The organism is Stappia sp. G46H5W (assembly GCF_058448995.1).
In genome coordinates, this window is sequence record NZ_JBZFLL010000002.1 from 840,601 (window position 1) to 855,178 (window position 14,578).

The window sequence follows — 14,578 nt, forward strand, 5'->3', positions numbered from 1 at the left end:
GCCTGGTTCCAGGCAGCTTTCCCGTTACGGGATCAGGCCGCCATGTCGGCCCAGCCTGTCCCGCTGCCCTTGGTTCCGTCATTCACCGTCTCGACGATCACCGGCGCGCCGGTCTGATCTTCAAGCATGCGCATGGCGTCCTCCATCTCCGGATCGGCGGGGGATCCGCCCGACGCCACCACGACCTGATCGGCCATCGCCAGGATCTGGGCGCTGATCAGCGAATCGTCGATCAGCCCGAGGTCGAAGAACACCTGATCGTAGGTGTGATCGATCGCCTCCATCAGCATCTCGAACCGTTCGTTCTGGGCGAGCTCGTCATCTATCGCGCGGCGTCCGGCCTCGATCACATGAGCGCGGGACGCCGCATCCCGGTAAATGACGCCGGCGAAAGAGGCCGTTCCGTCCAGCAGTTCCGCAAAGCCGGGAACGGCCTCCGGGTCGGCAAGGTCAGGCCGCACCTCGAGAAACAACGGCATCACGCCCTCTTCTGCGGCGGCGCGGACAAGACGGAACGTCACGCTCTGCGAGATCTCGTCGCTGTCGACGCTGAGCACCGCGACACGGCGCGGACGCGTCGCCGAGGGCGCCGCGGCAGGTCCATCGAGCCCGGAGACGGGGGGCGTTGCCACTGCCTCGGCATCCTGCAGCGTGTCGTCTTCGACATCGGTCGAAGCCGCCGTTGCGGCCTGAGCAGAAACGGGAGCAGACCATCCATAGGAGAACGTCGAGGCGCCGGCGCGGTATGTCGGAAGGCCCGCAGCTTCGGCGGACGGCCGTGCGCCGCTGCCCACGTGCGAAGGGGCGGCAACCGGATTTGCAGTTTCTCCGGTCTCGATCACGCGAGTGACGAACGCGCGCCCCGAGACGAAAACACCGAGAATGACGGCAATGGCCGAGAGCATGAGCGACACGAATGCGGCGATAGCAACGGTTTGCGGCACCTTGGGAGAGAACGGCTCCAGTGGAACCGTCGCCCGGGAGATGACGCGCGCATCGGCGCCGATGGCGGTGGCATTGCGCCGAGTGTCCGCCTCGCGGTAGCGGGTCATCAACTGGTCGAGCTGGGTCGCCTTGACCGCCGCCTCCCGCTCCAGATCCCGCAGACGCACCTGATCGTCGTTCGACCGTGCCGCGCGGGTCTTCAGCTGTTCCAGCGTCGCCTGTAGAGAAGCCACCCGCTCCTGCTGGATACCTGCCTCGTTCTCAAGGCCCGCGGCCACGCGCCCGGCTTCCTGGCGGATCTGCCGTTCGAAATCGTCGAGCTGCGACCGCAACGCGCGAATCTGAGGATGGTTGGGAAGCAGCGTCGTCGACAATTCGGCGATACGAGCCTGCAGCTCCACCTGGCGTTCGCGCAGGCGCTGGATCAGCTGCGAATTCAGCACGTCCTGCATTCCGTCGAGCGACCCGCCACCGGCAAGCTGGCTGCGGATCAGCTTGGCCCGCGCCTCGGCCTGGGACTGGGCCGCGCGGGCATCAGACAGTTGAGTGCCGATCTCGCCGAGCTGCTGGCGATCAAGCGTCTGGTTGTCGGCTCCCAACAGGAGGTCGTTCTTCGAGCGGAAATCCTCCGCGCGCTTTTGCGCCGCCTGGACCTCCTCGCGCAGACGCTCGATCTGCGGCTCAAGAGAGGCCGCAGCGATATCGGTCGTCTCGCGCTTCACCGACGACTGCAGATCCAGATATTCCTCGACAACCGCATTGGCGACCCGGGCAGCGAGTTCAGGATCGCGGGAGACATAGCGAACAGAGATGACGCGCGAGCCGTCGACGCGAAAAACCTCGAGATTGTCATAGAAGACCTTGAGGACCCGCTCTTCGCGGGTGTTGCTGTCGCCGTCCCGCATCAGCCCGAGCGCAACGAACATCTCGCGGACCAGGCTGCTGGAGCCGGCCTCGAACTCCGGAACGCTGGCAAGATCCAGCCGCTGAGCGACGCGCCGCATCAGGTCGCGCGACTGCAGCAGCTCGACCTGGCTGGCGACGCCCTCGGTGTCGAGCAACGCCCTCTCCTCTTCCGCCCCGCGCACGTCGCCGGGATAGACGATGTTGGAAGTCTCGATCAGCACTTTCGATTCGGCGCGGTAGCGCGCGGGAACGAACTGGAGAATGACGAATGTCAGGATCACCGCCCCGACGACGAGCGGCACGATCCAGCGGAGCGAACGACGCAATGCCGTAAGGATCGCCGAAAGGTCGATCTCGACGCGCTCGTCGACGCCGGGCGGGCGGACGTCAGGTGCGTGCGGCTGATTCATGCTCGCTACTCCGGAAGGATGTCTGCGAGGATGATGACGATTCATGGTAAGCGGAGAGTTAACCTCCGGTCGATACCGTAAACCTGAAAGACGACACCGAAGCCGCCGGGATTCACCGCAAGTTAACCACGTTGCGGAAAAGAATGGCGCAATCGCTTCAGGAGATCGGAATGTTCACGCGCCTCATCGCCGTCCTCTGCCTGGCTCTGACGGTCGCCGCCTGCAGCGGATACCGCCAGCCCCCCACGGCATTCCACGACATTCTCACCAAACCCTACCGTCTTGATTCCAGTGACGTGCTGCGAGTGATCGTGTTCGGTCAGCAGGACCTCAACAACACCTATACGGTGGACCAGGCCGGCTATATCGCGATGCCGCTCATCGGCAGCGTCGCAGCGCGTGGCCTGACGGTTCGCGAACTCGAAGCACAGATCACAAACCGCTTGAAAAACGGGTACTTGCGCGATCCGGACGTGTCCGTAGAGGTCGCCACCTACCGCCCGGTCTTCGTCATGGGCGAAGTCAGCAATGCAGGCCAGTACCCTTATGTCGCAGGCATGACCGCCCAGAACGCGATCGCCACCGCCGGCGGCTTTACGCCTCGCGGGCAGCAGAACTCGGTCGACATCACGCGCCAGATCAATGGCGAGGTGATCAGCGGCCGCGTGCCGATCACCGACCCCGTCCGGCCCGGCGACACGATCTATGTCCGGGAGCGATTCTTCTAATCATCGCGCGATCTTCGCAGCCTTCGCGGATTAACCAGCGACTCATCCCTGTCTGCTAACGTTCTTCAAGCGTGACCTGGAAGATAATCCAGGCGCGCTGAAGCGTTGAGCCAGGGAGTTTCCAGATGACCGCCGCGCCCTTGCGCATCGTTCACATCGTTCGCGCCCCGATCGGCGGCATCTTTCGGCACATCTCGGATCTGGCGCTGGCCCAGACACGTGCCGGCCACCAGGTCGGAGTGATCTGCGACGCTTCCACCGGCGGCGCCTTCGAGGCCGAGGCCATCGCCCGGCTCGCTCCGCAACTCGCCCTCGGCATTGCACGCTTTCCGATGCGCCGGCAGGTTACCCCCGCCGACCTTGGTGCAGCCTTTTCTCTTTTCCGCCACGTGCGCGACCTGAAGCCGGACGTCCTGCATGGCCATGGCGCCAAGGGCGGCGTTTTTGCGCGTGCGATCGGCACCTTTCTGCGGCTTCGCGGGCGCAAGGTCACGCGAATCTACTGCCCGCACGGCGGCAGCCTCCACTACGATCCGCAGCGCATCGAGGGGCGAATCTATTTCGCGCTGGAGCGGTTGCAGGAGCGGTTCACCGACGGGCTCGTCTTCGTTTCCGACTACGAGTACTCTGCGTACGAATCGAAGGTCGCACAACCGAAGGTCGCAGCCCGCGTCGTCTATAACGGATTGGCCCCCGAGGAATTCTCCGAAGTACCGCCCCAGGCAGATGCGGCCGACTTCATGTTCATCGGCATGCTTCGCGACCTGAAGGGACCCGATCTTTTCATCCAGGCGCTGGCACAGCTGGAAAGAACCTATGGGATGACGGCACGCGCGCATATCGTCGGCGAAGGCGAAGATCGTCCGCGCTACGAAGCGATGGTGCGCGAATTCGGCCTGGAGCAGCGTGTCACGTTCCTCGGGGCCAAGCCCGCACGCGATGCCTTCCGTCAGGCACGCTGCGTCGTGGTGCCCTCCCGTGCGGAGGCCATGCCCTATATCGTTCTGGAAACGGTGGCTGCAAAAGTGCCTTTGATCGCAACACGTGTGGGCGGCATTCCCGAGATCTTCGGCCGCTATGCCGACAAGCTGGTAACGCCCGGCAATGTGGACGAACTGGCCGCGGCCATGGCCGCCGCCTTCAGCGACCCGGACGCCATGCGCCGGCGGGCGGAAGGGCAGCGCAAATGCCTTTCGGAAACGTTCAATGTCGAACTGATGAACGACCGCATCACCTCGCTCTATCTGGAAACACGAGGCGCAAAGCGGCAGGACAAGGCTGGACGGAGCCCGGAGACGTCGACGCTGGTATCTGCCAGCGCGTTGGCGAACCGGGAAGCCGGATCGCCGGGCAGGCATGAATGAAGGAGGCAAAGGACGTGCCCCCGCACCACACCGCGCAGCTTCTGCACAACGTCATGCCCAGCAGCGCCGAGAGCGATGCTGAAAACTCCGCGCAGCTGAACAACAGCAAGCTGTCTCCGCTGGCCATCAAGATCGCCAACGGTCTGCAGACCTCGGTCATCTCGCCGAGCGTTCTGGGCGGCACCGTGCGCCTTGCCGACCTGGCCATCGTCAGCGCCTTCGGCTTCGCGTCCCTGCATTCTGGAGGCGTGCCGCTCGCGTCTTCCACTGCGCTGTTGCCGGTCGGCACCGCACTGCTGCTGTCCTCTGCCTTCTTCCAGGCCTCGGACTGCTACCAGATCCCGTTGATGCGCAACATGGTGGCGCAGGCCGCGCGCATGACCATCGCCTGGACCCTGGTCTTCGTCACCTTGTTCATGGCCAAGACTTTCGGCAACGTCATGCGCGGCCTGCCGGGGGATCTTCTAATCATCTGGTACGGGTTCGGCCTTGCAACGCTGCTGACGGCCCGCACGCTTGTCACGATCTTCGTGCGCAAATGGACGCGCGAGGGCCGGCTGGAACGCCGGGCCGTGATCGTCGGCGGCGGTCAGGTGGCAGCCGATTTCATTCACGAGATCGAGCGCCAGCCCAACAATGATATTCGCATCTGCGGTCTGTTCGACGACCGCAAGGGCGACCGCTCGCCCGACATCGTCGCCGGCTACCCCAAGCTCGGGACGGTAAGCGACCTGGTGGAGTTCGCCCGCATCGCGCGCATCGACATGCTGATCGTGACGATCCCGCTGCGCGCGGAAAAGCGGCTGCTCGACTTCCTGAAGACGCTCTGGGTGTTGCCGGTCGACATCCGACTGTCGGCCCATACCGACAAGCTCACGTTTCGCGACCGCGCCTCGTCCTTCATCGGCACCGTGCCGATCGTCGATGTGGTGCACAAGCCGCTGGCCGACTGGGACAGCATCGCCAAGCGTGCCTTCGACCTGACTGTCGCCAGCCTGATGCTCGTGCTGCTGTCGCCGGTGATGATCGCGACCGCCCTGGCGGTGAAGCTGGACAGCAAGGGACCCGCCCTCTTCCGCCAGAAGCGCTACGGCTTCAACAACGAAGTCATCGAGGTTCTCAAGTTCCGCTCGATGTATCACGAGATGGCGGATCCGGGCGCGAAGAAGGTGGTGACCCGCAACGACCCGCGCGTCACCCGTGTCGGCCGCTTCATCCGCCGTTCGTCGCTGGACGAGCTGCCGCAGCTCTTCAACGTGCTGAAGGGCGACCTGTCGCTGGTCGGGCCGCGTCCGCATGCGGTCAATGCCCACACCAACGAGAAGCTCTGGGACGAGGTCGTCGACGGCTACTTCGCACGCCACAAGGTAAAGCCGGGTGTCACCGGATGGGCCCAGATCAATGGCTGGCGCGGCGAAGTGGACACGCCTGAGAAGATCCAGAAGCGCGTAGAGTACGACGTCTACTACATCGAGAACTGGTCGATCCTGTTCGACCTCAGGATCCTGCTGGCAACGCCGTTTGCCCTGTTCAAGTCGGAGAACGCCTATTGAGTGCGGCCACCCATAGCGGGTTTGCCGGTGGTGCGGGCCTGCGGGTCGACACGCGCCTCATCGGTACGCTCGCATTGTGGGTGGTCACGTTTCTCGGCGGTTTCGTGCTTCGCGAGCCAGCGCCCTACGAGCTTGCGATGGTCGTGGTGCTCTCCGGCTGGCTGCTCTCCGGCCCGAGGTTTTCCCCCGCCGTTGGCCCTCTGCTGCTGCTGGTGGTCCTGTTCATCTGCGGAGGCCTCATGGCGACGCTGATGTCGGACGATTTCGGCGAGGCGATCATGTACATCGCCGTGACCGGCTTTCTGGCCCTGACCGCCGTCTTCTTCGCTGCCGTGACCGCCAGCGATCCGACACGCCTTGCGACCATCGCCAATGCCTACACGGCCAGTGCCGTCATCGTCGCGATTCTCGGCATCGGTGGGTATTTCGGTGTCCTTCCCGGTAGCCTTTTCACTCTCTATGGCCGCGCCAAGGGCACGTTCCAGGACCCGAACGTCTTCGGCCCGTTCCTGGTGCTACCCTGGGCAGTCGCACTGCATGCGGTGCTGACCCGTCCGTTGAACCGCTCCCTGATCGCCCTTTCCGTCCTCGCGGTGCTCAGCTTCGGCATCCTGCTCAGCTTTTCGCGCGCAGCCTGGGGCCTTGCGGCCTTTTCGGGAGCCGGGCTCTACGTGATCCTATTCTCGATGACCCAGGACCGCGGCGAGCGCAGCCGGCTGATCCTCATCGGTATCGCCGGCGCCCTGGCGCTGCTGGCCATGATCGCCGTCGCGCTGTCGGTCGATTCCATCTCCGGTATGCTGCTGCAGCGTGCCAAGCTGGTGCAGGACTACGACACAGCACGCCTAGGTCGCTTCGCACGCTACTCGCTCGGCTTCCAGATGGTGCTCGACAATCCCTTCGGGCTCGGCCCCCTGCAGTTCCGCAACTTCTTTCCTGAGGACGAGCACAACACCTATCTGAAGGCGTTCACCACCTATGGCTGGCTTGGCGGCGTTGCCTATCTATCGCTCGTCGCCTTCACCGCCATCCGCCTCTTTCCGCTGATCTTCCAGCGGCGCCCCTGGACCTGGGCGGCGCAATGCGTGTTCGTTGTCCTGCTCGGGCATATGCTGATGTCGGCGATCATCGACACTGACCGCTGGCGCCATCTCTACCTTCTGTATGGCCTCGCCTGGGGACTTATCGCCTGCGAATACGCCTGGAGAAGCTCGGCCGGGCGCCGTCTCTCCACAGCCGGTGCACGGGTCGCGCATCAGCGGTGAGTGCAGGGCCTTAAGCGCTTGCGTGCCTCTTGCGAAGCGGATAGGAAGTACGGGCTCGCGTCAGCGGGCAGTCGGGCAGTAGCGCAGCCTGGTAGCGCACTTCACTGGGGGTGAAGGGGTCGTCGGTTCAAATCCGGCCTGCCCGACCATTTTTTTGCAATCCAGCCGATTGCACGACACGCCTGCAGCGGCCGGGATCCTGGCGAGCGCGCGGTGTGAAGCCAAATATTCCGGGATCTCCTGACAGTTCAGCGTCAACCGACGGCCACACGGGCGCCTTTCAGGCTCTGCTTGCGGACCGCTGCGCCGATGCCGACTGCCCGCCAGACAGCCGCTGGCACCCGGTGGGCCTCGCATTGTCGCTGGCTCTGCATGTCTCTGCCGTCCTTATCCTGATCCTCTTTGCCGATCCGCCGAAGCCTTTCGGCGTTGCCGGCGATGATGCGATTGAGGTCGTTCTGGTCTCGGCACGCGTGCGGGCGGTGCCGCAGCAAGGCGACCCCGCAGCACAGCAGCCATCATTGCCCCGACCTGTGCCCCCGAGGGACGAGCCAGAGCCGCAATCACCGGCGCCCCCCATCGCGCGCCCGGAGCCGGCGGTGCGTGCCGAAACGCCCCCCGAGCCTCGCGTGCCCGCAAGCCCGCCCTCCCCGTCCGGCAAGACGACCGATCGGCTGAGCCTGGCCCCTTCGCGCAAGCGCGAAATGGTCGAGGCCCGGACGCTCTACACCTCGCGGCTTCGAGACACGGCGCTCGGCCGCGCGTCGCTCGCCGACCTGGCGCTGGCCGATCCCGAAGAGCGGATATTCCAGCTATGCACCTACGAAGCCGTCGAGCAGCTGCGGCGCGAACACCCCGCACGGCGATTCGACTATGCCATTGCGGAAGCGCGCGAGGAGGCCACGCTGTCCGGGCTCAAACTCGAGGCCAAGGGAGCCGCGATCCAGGGGCGCGACCGCTGGTACGACCTGGCGTTTCGCTGCGAGGTTGCGAGCGACCTGATGGGGGTGACGGCCTTCTCCTATCTGCTCGGCGCGGAAATCACCCGCCCAGAGCGCGACGACCTAGACCTCCCCACAGGCGGCCCGGTCCACTGAGCACCCTGCAGCTTGTGCTGAGGTCTACTTGTGCAAGGCGCGAACGGCGCTACCATACCCGTCAAGGATCGGGAGAAGACAATTCCGGCCGACACGTGGGAGGAACGCATATGTGCCATCTCTTTGCCGGGCAGGACCCGGGCGACTACGAGCCCGAAACGCGCCGACTGCGACTGAATGGACAAAGCACCAGCATCCGGCTGGAGCGCTCGTTCTGGGAAATCATCGACGAGATCGCGCAGAGCGAAGGCGTCAGTACGCCGGCTTTCATCTCGAAACTCCACTCCGAAGTGCTGGAACTGCGCGGAGAGACGCGCAATTTCACGTCTCTCCTGCGCTGTGCCTGCCTCGTGCGCCTGCGGCAGACCCTGCCACAGCTGCATCTGGAGGCGGCTGAGTAAAAAAACGACTGTAGTAAAACTTTACTACCCGCGAAGTGAACACCGGACGCATCCTTTCTCCATCGGAAGAACTGGGCACCCCCATCTGACCGCGGTCTTGCGGCAGAAAATGTCCGATTGAAGAAACCTGCCGGCACCACCGTCAGGACTGATCCGGGAGAATACTCGTGGCGAAATGTATACACGCGATGGTCCGCGTGATCGATGAAGTGCGTTCAGTCGACTTCTACAAGACCGCTTTCGGCCTCGACATCGCCGACAGGTTCGAGTTCGACGACTTCATTCTCATCTATCTCAGAAACGACGACGCGGATTTCGAGGTCGAGCTGACGGTCAACAAGGGGCGCACCGAGCCCTATGACCTGGGCAACGGCTACGGGCACCTCGCCTTCTGTGTCGACGACCTCGATGCGGAACACGCCCGCTTCGAACAGGCGGGGCTCGCTCCGCGCAAGATCGTGGAGTTCAACCGCGACGGCGCGCTGCTGGCCCGTTTCTTCTTCGTTCAGGATCCGGACGGCTACCAGATCGAGGTGCTACAGCGCCACGGCCGTTATCGCTGAACGGGGCAACCGTTTCGGGAGGGAGGAAAAATGACCGAAACACTGACCCACAGGAACATGACCAGACGGCAATTGCTGGCGCGCAGCGCGGCAGCAGGCGCAGCGTTCGTCATCGGACCGGGCTTCTTCGCCGCCAGCAACGCGACATGGGCAATGGAGGTCGCCCATCTGAAGCCGCAGACCATGGCGACGCTCGTGCAGATGGCGCGCGACATCTACCCGCACGACCGCATTCCCGACGAACACTACGTGGCGGCGGTCAAGGGATATGACGCGGCCGACAAGGCGCAAATGGTCGAGGCGGGCATCGCCGCCCTCGATGCGGCGGCCCAGGGCAAGGGCCACGCGGGATATCTCGCCGTGGGCTGGGAGCGCGAGCGCGCCGACATCCTGCGCACGATGGAGGAGAGCGCTTTCTTCCAGGCCGTCCGTGGTGGACTGGTGACCGGGCTCTACAACCAGAAGGCCGTCTGGCCGCTGTTCGGATACGAGGGAGAGAGCTACTCGCAGGGCGGGTACATCGACCGCGGTTTCGACGACATCAACTGGCTCTGAGGGAGGAGACTGTCATGGCCGCACCATTCGACCTGAATGACGACAGCGTCGTCGTGGTCATCGGGACAGGCGCCGGCGGCGGTGTCCTGGCCAACGAATTGGCCCAGAAGGGCGTCAGCGTGGTGGCGCTGGAAGCCGGCGGGCGATACCTGCCGGAAGATTACATCAACGACGAGTGGGAGAGCTTCGGACAGCTGGCCTGGCTTGATCCGCGCTCGACCTCCGGCGACTGGCGCGTCGCCAAGGACTTTTCCGGCCTGCCGGCCTGGATCGTCAAGGCGGTCGGCGGCACCACCACACACTGGGCGGGCGCCTCGCTGCGGTTCCAGCCGCACGAGTTCAAGACCCGCACCACCTACGGCAACGTGCAGGGCGCCAACCTTCTCGACTGGCCGATCGATCTCGCCGAGATGGAGCCCTGGTACGAGAAGGCGGAGGAGAAGCTGGGCGTCACGCGCACCGGCGGCCGTGAGGGACTGCCCGGCAACAACAACTTCAAGGTGCTCGAGGCAGGCGCCCGCAAGCTCGGCTACAAGGAAGTCCATACCGGACGAATGGCCATCAACTCGGCCGAACGCGATGATCGCTACGCCTGCCAGCAGACCGGCTTCTGCTTCCAGGGGTGCAAGTGGGGCGCCAAGTGGTCGGCCGCGTATACGGACATTCCGCGCGGCGAGGCCACCGGCAATCTCGAGGTGCGCGAGCGCGCGCATGTGCTGCGTATCGAACACGACGCGGCCGGCAAGGTGACAGGCGTGCTCTACGCCGACAAGGACGGCAACCAGCACCTGCAAAAGGCCCGCGTGGTCTGCGTAGCGGGCAATTCGATCGAGAGCCCCCGCCTGCTGCTCAACTCCGCCTCCAACCTGTTTCCGGACGGGCTGGCCAACTCCTCCGGCCAGGTAGGGCGCAACTACATGCGTCACATGACCGGCTCGGTCTATGCGGTGTTCGACAAGCCAGTGCGCATGTGGCGGGGCACGACCATGGCCGGCATCGTGCAGGACGAGGCGCGGCACGACCCTTCCCGCGGGTTCGTCGGCGGCTACGAGCTGGAGACCCTGTCGTTGGGACTGCCGTTCATGGCGGCGTTCCTCGATCCCGGCGCCTGGGGGCGCGAATTCACCACGGCGCTGGACTCCTACGAGAACATGGCCGGGCTCTGGATCGTCGGCGAAGACATGCCCCAGGAGACCAACCGGATCACCCTGAACCACGATCTCAAGGACCAGTACGGGCTGCCGGCACCGAACGTGCACTTCACCGACCATCCCAACGACATCGCGATGCGCAACCATGCCTACAAGCAGGGCATCGCGATATACGAGGCGGTCGGTGCAACACGCACATTCCCGACCCCGCCCTATCCCTCCACCCACAATCTCGGCACCAACCGGATGTCGGAGAACCCGAGGGATGGCGTGGTCAATCGTTGGGGCCGGGCCCATGACGTGCCGAACCTCTACGTATCGGACGGCAGCCAGTTCACCACGGGCGCGGCGGAAAACCCGACGCTGACGATCGTGGCTCTGGCTATCCGCCAGGCGGACCACATCGCCTCGGAGATGTCGCGCGGCACGCTCTAGCTCGCGCCGGCACATTCGGAAGGCGGCTCGGCGTGTAACCTGAGCTGCCTCCCGGAATGATTGCACAATTTATCATATGTATGATTTTATATCTCCCACTCACCTGCCCGGATGAGGCTCTCCTTCCTCAGGGGAACCGCATCCGGGATCTTTGTGAGCACCAATCGGGGCGAAGATCCCGAACCCCGCAGCCGTGGAGGCGGCTGCCTATTCCGGAGGAAACCCATGAAGACTTTCCTGCTTGCAAGCATCGGCCTGCTGGCCGCGACATCCCTTGCCGCCGCGCAGGCGCCGGTGCCGGACAACCTCGAAAAACTGTCGAACTTCCAAAGCACCGGCACCACGGAATTCACCTTCGTGGAGCAGAGCGGCGCCTATGCCGACGGCATTCGCGAAACCTTGAAGCGCATCAAGCTTCCGGCCGGGTTCAAGATCGATCTCTACGCCGTGGTGCCCGACGCGCGCCATATGGCCGTCGGCCCGCAGGGCATTGTCACCTTCGTCGGCACGCGCAAGGACAAGGTCTGGGCCGTGACCGACCGCAACAAGGACCGGGTCGCCGACGAGGTGAAGAACTTCGCCCCGTCTTTGAAGTTCGCGATCCCGAACGGTCCCTGCTTCTCGAAGGACGGCTTCCTCTATATCGCCGAGCAGAACCGAGTTCTGGTCTATCCGGCCGCCGAGTTCTTCTACGAGAGCCCGGACGTTGCCGCCTTCAACGTCGTCAAGCAGGGCGAGCTCGTCCCGGCAACGGAGGAGAGCTACAATCACACCGCCCGGGTGTGCAAGATCGGCCCCGACGGCAAGCTCTACATCTCGCTGGGCCAGCCGTTCAACGTGGCGCCTGCCGAAAAGCTGGACCTCTACAAGGAGCACGGCATCGGCGGCATGATCCGCATCAACACCGACGGAACCGGGCGTGAGGTCTACACCTACGGCATTCGCAACTCGGTCGGCCACGACTTCCATCCCGAAACCGGCGAGCTTTGGTTCACCGACAACCAGGTGGACGGCATGGGCGATGACATCCCGCCGGGCGAGATCAACCGTCAGACGGCAGCCGGGCAGCATTTCGGACATCCCTGGTATGGCGGCGGCAGCGTGCGCACCAACGAGTATGCCGGCCAGGAAGTGCCGGTCGACGTGGTAATGCCTGCGGTCGAGACCGTGGCCCATGCGGCGGATCTCGGCATGTCCTTCTACACGGGCCGTCAGTTCCCGGAGAAGTACAAGAACGCGATCTTCTCCGCCCAGCACGGCTCGTGGAACCGGACGGAACCGGTCGGCGCCCGCGTGATGGTGACCTTCATCGACGGCGAGGGCAACGCAACCACCGAACCCTTCGCCGAGGGCTGGATCGACGAGAACGGCGAATATCTCGGCCGGCCGGTCGATGTCGCGCAGTTGCGGGACGGTTCGATCCTGGTGTCCGACGACCTTGCCGGAGCCCTGTACCGCATCTCCTACGAAGGGAACTGAGCATGAAACGATCGGCGATGGCGCTGGCCTGTGCAGCGCTTCTCGCAGGTCCGGGCCTGGGCGGGATTGGTCCCGTCCAGGTGCTCGGTTCCTCCCCTGCCCTTGCCGAGACCGTCAAGGGCGATCCGGCGGCCGGGCGAAAACGCGCAGGCATGTGCCGGACCTGCCACGGCCTCGACGGGATGGCGCGCATTCCGATCGCACCGCATATCGGCGGCGAGCCGCAGGCCTATCTGCGCGCGCAGCTCGAAGCATTCCGGGACGGCCGGCGCGTGCACGAGATGATGAGCGTGGTGGCCAAGTCGCTCGACGATACCGCGATTGCAGATCTCGCAGCGTGGTACGGATCGCACCAGGCCAGCGCAAAGCTGCCGGCGGGCGCCTCAGCGGAGGCGGCACCAGCACAATGCAGCGACTGTCACGGGGAAGCCGGTATCGGGCAAATGGAGGACGTGCCGAACCTGGCGGGTGAAAGCGCGATCTACATAGACACGCAGCTCAAGGCCTTTCGCCTCGGCAAGCGCAAGCACGAGGTGATGTCGGCTGTGGCAGCGGACCTGACGGATGAAGATATCCGCGCCTTTGCCGACTGGTACGCAGCGGTGAAACTGGAGATCGCGCCGCCAGCACAATAGACGCGGAGGCGGGCTCGCCTCAGCCTAACGCGCCTGATCGAGGATCCGCTTGCACTCCAGAAGCTCGAACAGCGTTGCCTGCAACCGGCGAATATCGTCCTTGGAAAGGTTGCCGGACGGCCCCTCGGCCCTGTCTCCCAGCAGTCTCTCCATCAGCCGGAAGCCGGCGCGCGCCTGGGGCATGTCTGCGGGAGATACGCCATCGGCGATGATCCCCCGCGGCAGCGGTTCAGCATCGTCTTCATCGGCGGAAAATTGCGGCTCGGCCTTGTGGGTTGCTCGCGGATCGTCCTCGGCGGCGATCTGCGGCCGGGCCTGCGCGGCGCGCGGCGGCGGCGCAGCCTCGGCTTCATCCTCGCTCACCTGCTGTGCGGCGAGAGCAGCCAGAGCAATCCCGTCCTCGCGCCAGACCTGCATGACGAAACGAGGGCCCTGTTCCTTCAGGATCCGCTGCACGCCCTTGATCGTGTAGCCCTCGCCATAAAGGAGATGGCGGATGCCGCGCAGCAAATCGATGTCGTCCGGGCGATAGTAACGCCGACCGCCGCCGCGCTTCAGCGGGCGGATCTGCGAGAAACGGGTTTCCCAGAAACGCAGGACATGCTGAGGCAGATCGAGGTCGTCCGCGACCTCGCTGATCGTGCGAAAAGCGTCAGGGCTTTTTTCGACCGTAGCTGAAATGGTGCTTCATCGTCCTTTGGCGCTGTCTCAGTCGCCGTTCTCGGACGCTCCCATCATGGTCTCGTTGATGCGCTTCTTGAGCACGTTCGACGGTTTGAAAACCATCACCCGGCGGGGAAGGATCGGGACCTCCTCGCCTGTCTTCGGATTCCGGCCGATACGCTCACCCTTCGAGCGGACGACGAAAGACCCGAAGGAAGAAAGCTTCACCGACTCCCCCGCTACGAGGCAATCCGCGATCTCCGACAGGACCTTTTCGACGAGCTCTGAGGATTCCGATCTGGAAAGGCCGACTTTCTGGTAAACCGCCTCACAAAGATCGGCGCGCGTTACTGTCCTGCCGCTCATAGTCCCTCCTTGGCCGAACCTCGTGGCTCGACGGTGTCAGGGATTGTTTTCTTTGACCCTTC

The 14,578-nt window shown here is 64.3% G+C and carries 14 protein-coding genes and 1 tRNA gene; 12 read left to right on the top strand and 3 right to left on the bottom strand.

Features of this window, described 5'->3' with window-relative positions:
- Nucleotides 1-32: 32 nt before the first annotated feature.
- A complete protein-coding gene (locus ACVJ6E_RS09560; RefSeq protein WP_158592641.1) occupies nucleotides 33-2,261 on the bottom strand; it encodes an exopolysaccharide transport family protein in 2,229 nt (742 codons plus the stop codon).
- Nucleotides 2,262-2,431: 170 nt separating this feature from the next.
- Here ACVJ6E_RS09560 and ACVJ6E_RS09565 point away from each other — a divergent pair, with 170 nt between their 5' ends.
- From ACVJ6E_RS09565 to ACVJ6E_RS09620, 12 genes are all read left to right on the top strand, one after another.
- Nucleotides 2,432-2,989, top strand: a complete 558-nt coding sequence (locus ACVJ6E_RS09565; RefSeq protein ID WP_120268045.1) for a polysaccharide biosynthesis/export family protein — start codon at nucleotides 2,432-2,434, stop codon at nucleotides 2,987-2,989.
- A gap of 125 nt (nucleotides 2,990-3,114) precedes the next feature.
- On the top strand, nucleotides 3,115-4,353 hold the full coding sequence (locus ACVJ6E_RS09570; protein ID WP_120268046.1) for a glycosyltransferase: 1,239 nt from the start codon (nucleotides 3,115-3,117) through the stop codon (nucleotides 4,351-4,353).
- The gene (locus tag ACVJ6E_RS09575) at nucleotides 4,350-5,906 is read left to right on the top strand and encodes an undecaprenyl-phosphate glucose phosphotransferase (protein ID WP_371811376.1); all 1,557 of its coding nucleotides are present in this window, start codon (nucleotides 4,350-4,352) and stop codon (nucleotides 5,904-5,906) included. The genes ACVJ6E_RS09570 and ACVJ6E_RS09575 overlap by 4 nt, the downstream gene beginning before the upstream one ends.
- Nucleotides 5,903-7,171, top strand: coding sequence for an O-antigen ligase family protein (locus tag ACVJ6E_RS09580; protein WP_120268047.1), 1,269 nt, complete (start codon nucleotides 5,903-5,905; stop codon nucleotides 7,169-7,171). Before ACVJ6E_RS09575 ends, ACVJ6E_RS09580 begins: the two co-directional genes overlap by 4 nt.
- Nucleotides 7,172-7,243: 72 nt before the next feature.
- A tRNA-Pro gene (locus tag ACVJ6E_RS09585) sits at nucleotides 7,244-7,320 on the top strand.
- Between the two features lie 207 nt (nucleotides 7,321-7,527).
- Nucleotides 7,528-8,268 (top strand): DUF930 domain-containing protein, encoded by a 741-nt coding sequence (locus ACVJ6E_RS09590; protein WP_147421834.1) that lies wholly within the window; start codon nucleotides 7,528-7,530, stop codon nucleotides 8,266-8,268.
- Nucleotides 8,269-8,378: 110 nt separating this feature from the next.
- Nucleotides 8,379-8,669 (top strand): ribbon-helix-helix domain-containing protein, encoded by a 291-nt coding sequence (locus ACVJ6E_RS09595; RefSeq protein ID WP_120268050.1) that lies wholly within the window; start codon nucleotides 8,379-8,381, stop codon nucleotides 8,667-8,669.
- A 167-nt stretch (nucleotides 8,670-8,836) separates the two neighbouring features.
- Nucleotides 8,837-9,232 (top strand): VOC family protein, encoded by a 396-nt coding sequence (locus ACVJ6E_RS09600; RefSeq protein ID WP_120268051.1) that lies wholly within the window; start codon nucleotides 8,837-8,839, stop codon nucleotides 9,230-9,232.
- 30 nt (nucleotides 9,233-9,262) lie between these two features.
- A complete protein-coding gene (locus ACVJ6E_RS09605) occupies nucleotides 9,263-9,787 on the top strand; it encodes a twin-arginine translocation signal domain-containing protein (protein ID WP_120268052.1) in 525 nt (174 codons plus the stop codon).
- 14 nt (nucleotides 9,788-9,801) lie between these two features.
- Entirely contained in the window at nucleotides 9,802-11,373 is a 1,572-nt protein-coding gene (locus tag ACVJ6E_RS09610) for a GMC family oxidoreductase (RefSeq protein WP_120268053.1), read from the top strand.
- Nucleotides 11,374-11,598: 225 nt separating this feature from the next.
- Entirely contained in the window at nucleotides 11,599-12,852 is a 1,254-nt protein-coding gene (locus ACVJ6E_RS09615; protein WP_120268054.1) for a PQQ-dependent sugar dehydrogenase, read from the top strand.
- 2 nt (nucleotides 12,853-12,854) lie between these two features.
- Nucleotides 12,855-13,487, top strand: a complete 633-nt coding sequence (locus tag ACVJ6E_RS09620; RefSeq protein WP_208996645.1) for a c-type cytochrome — start codon at nucleotides 12,855-12,857, stop codon at nucleotides 13,485-13,487.
- A 24-nt stretch (nucleotides 13,488-13,511) separates the two neighbouring features.
- Here the strand turns inward: ACVJ6E_RS09620 and ACVJ6E_RS09625 are convergent, their stop codons facing one another.
- Entirely contained in the window at nucleotides 13,512-14,168 is a 657-nt protein-coding gene (locus tag ACVJ6E_RS09625) for a MerR family transcriptional regulator (RefSeq protein ID WP_120268055.1), read from the bottom strand.
- A 27-nt stretch (nucleotides 14,169-14,195) separates the two neighbouring features.
- On the bottom strand, nucleotides 14,196-14,516 hold the full coding sequence (locus ACVJ6E_RS09630) for an integration host factor subunit alpha (RefSeq protein WP_120268056.1): 321 nt from the start codon (nucleotides 14,514-14,516) through the stop codon (nucleotides 14,196-14,198).
- Between the last annotated feature and the right edge of the window lie 62 nt (nucleotides 14,517-14,578).

Coding starts and splice junctions, on each gene's coding strand:
- ACVJ6E_RS09615 (WP_120268054.1), top strand. CDS start 11,599: ATGAAGACTTTCCTGCTTGCAAGCATCGGCCTGCTGGCCGCGACATCC.
- ACVJ6E_RS09620 (WP_208996645.1), top strand. CDS start 12,855: ATGAAACGATCGGCGATGGCGCTGGCCTGTGCAGCGCTTCTCGCAGGT.
- ACVJ6E_RS09560 (WP_158592641.1), bottom strand. CDS start 2,261: ATGAATCAGCCGCACGCACCTGACGTCCGCCCGCCCGGCGTCGACGAG.
- ACVJ6E_RS09630 (WP_120268056.1), bottom strand. CDS start 14,516: ATGAGCGGCAGGACAGTAACGCGCGCCGATCTTTGTGAGGCGGTTTAC.
- ACVJ6E_RS09575 (WP_371811376.1), top strand. CDS start 4,350: ATGAAGGAGGCAAAGGACGTGCCCCCGCACCACACCGCGCAGCTTCTG.
- ACVJ6E_RS09595 (WP_120268050.1), top strand. CDS start 8,379: ATGTGCCATCTCTTTGCCGGGCAGGACCCGGGCGACTACGAGCCCGAA.
- ACVJ6E_RS09570 (WP_120268046.1), top strand. CDS start 3,115: ATGACCGCCGCGCCCTTGCGCATCGTTCACATCGTTCGCGCCCCGATC.
- ACVJ6E_RS09610 (WP_120268053.1), top strand. CDS start 9,802: ATGGCCGCACCATTCGACCTGAATGACGACAGCGTCGTCGTGGTCATC.
- ACVJ6E_RS09605 (WP_120268052.1), top strand. CDS start 9,263: ATGACCGAAACACTGACCCACAGGAACATGACCAGACGGCAATTGCTG.
- ACVJ6E_RS09565 (WP_120268045.1), top strand. CDS start 2,432: ATGTTCACGCGCCTCATCGCCGTCCTCTGCCTGGCTCTGACGGTCGCC.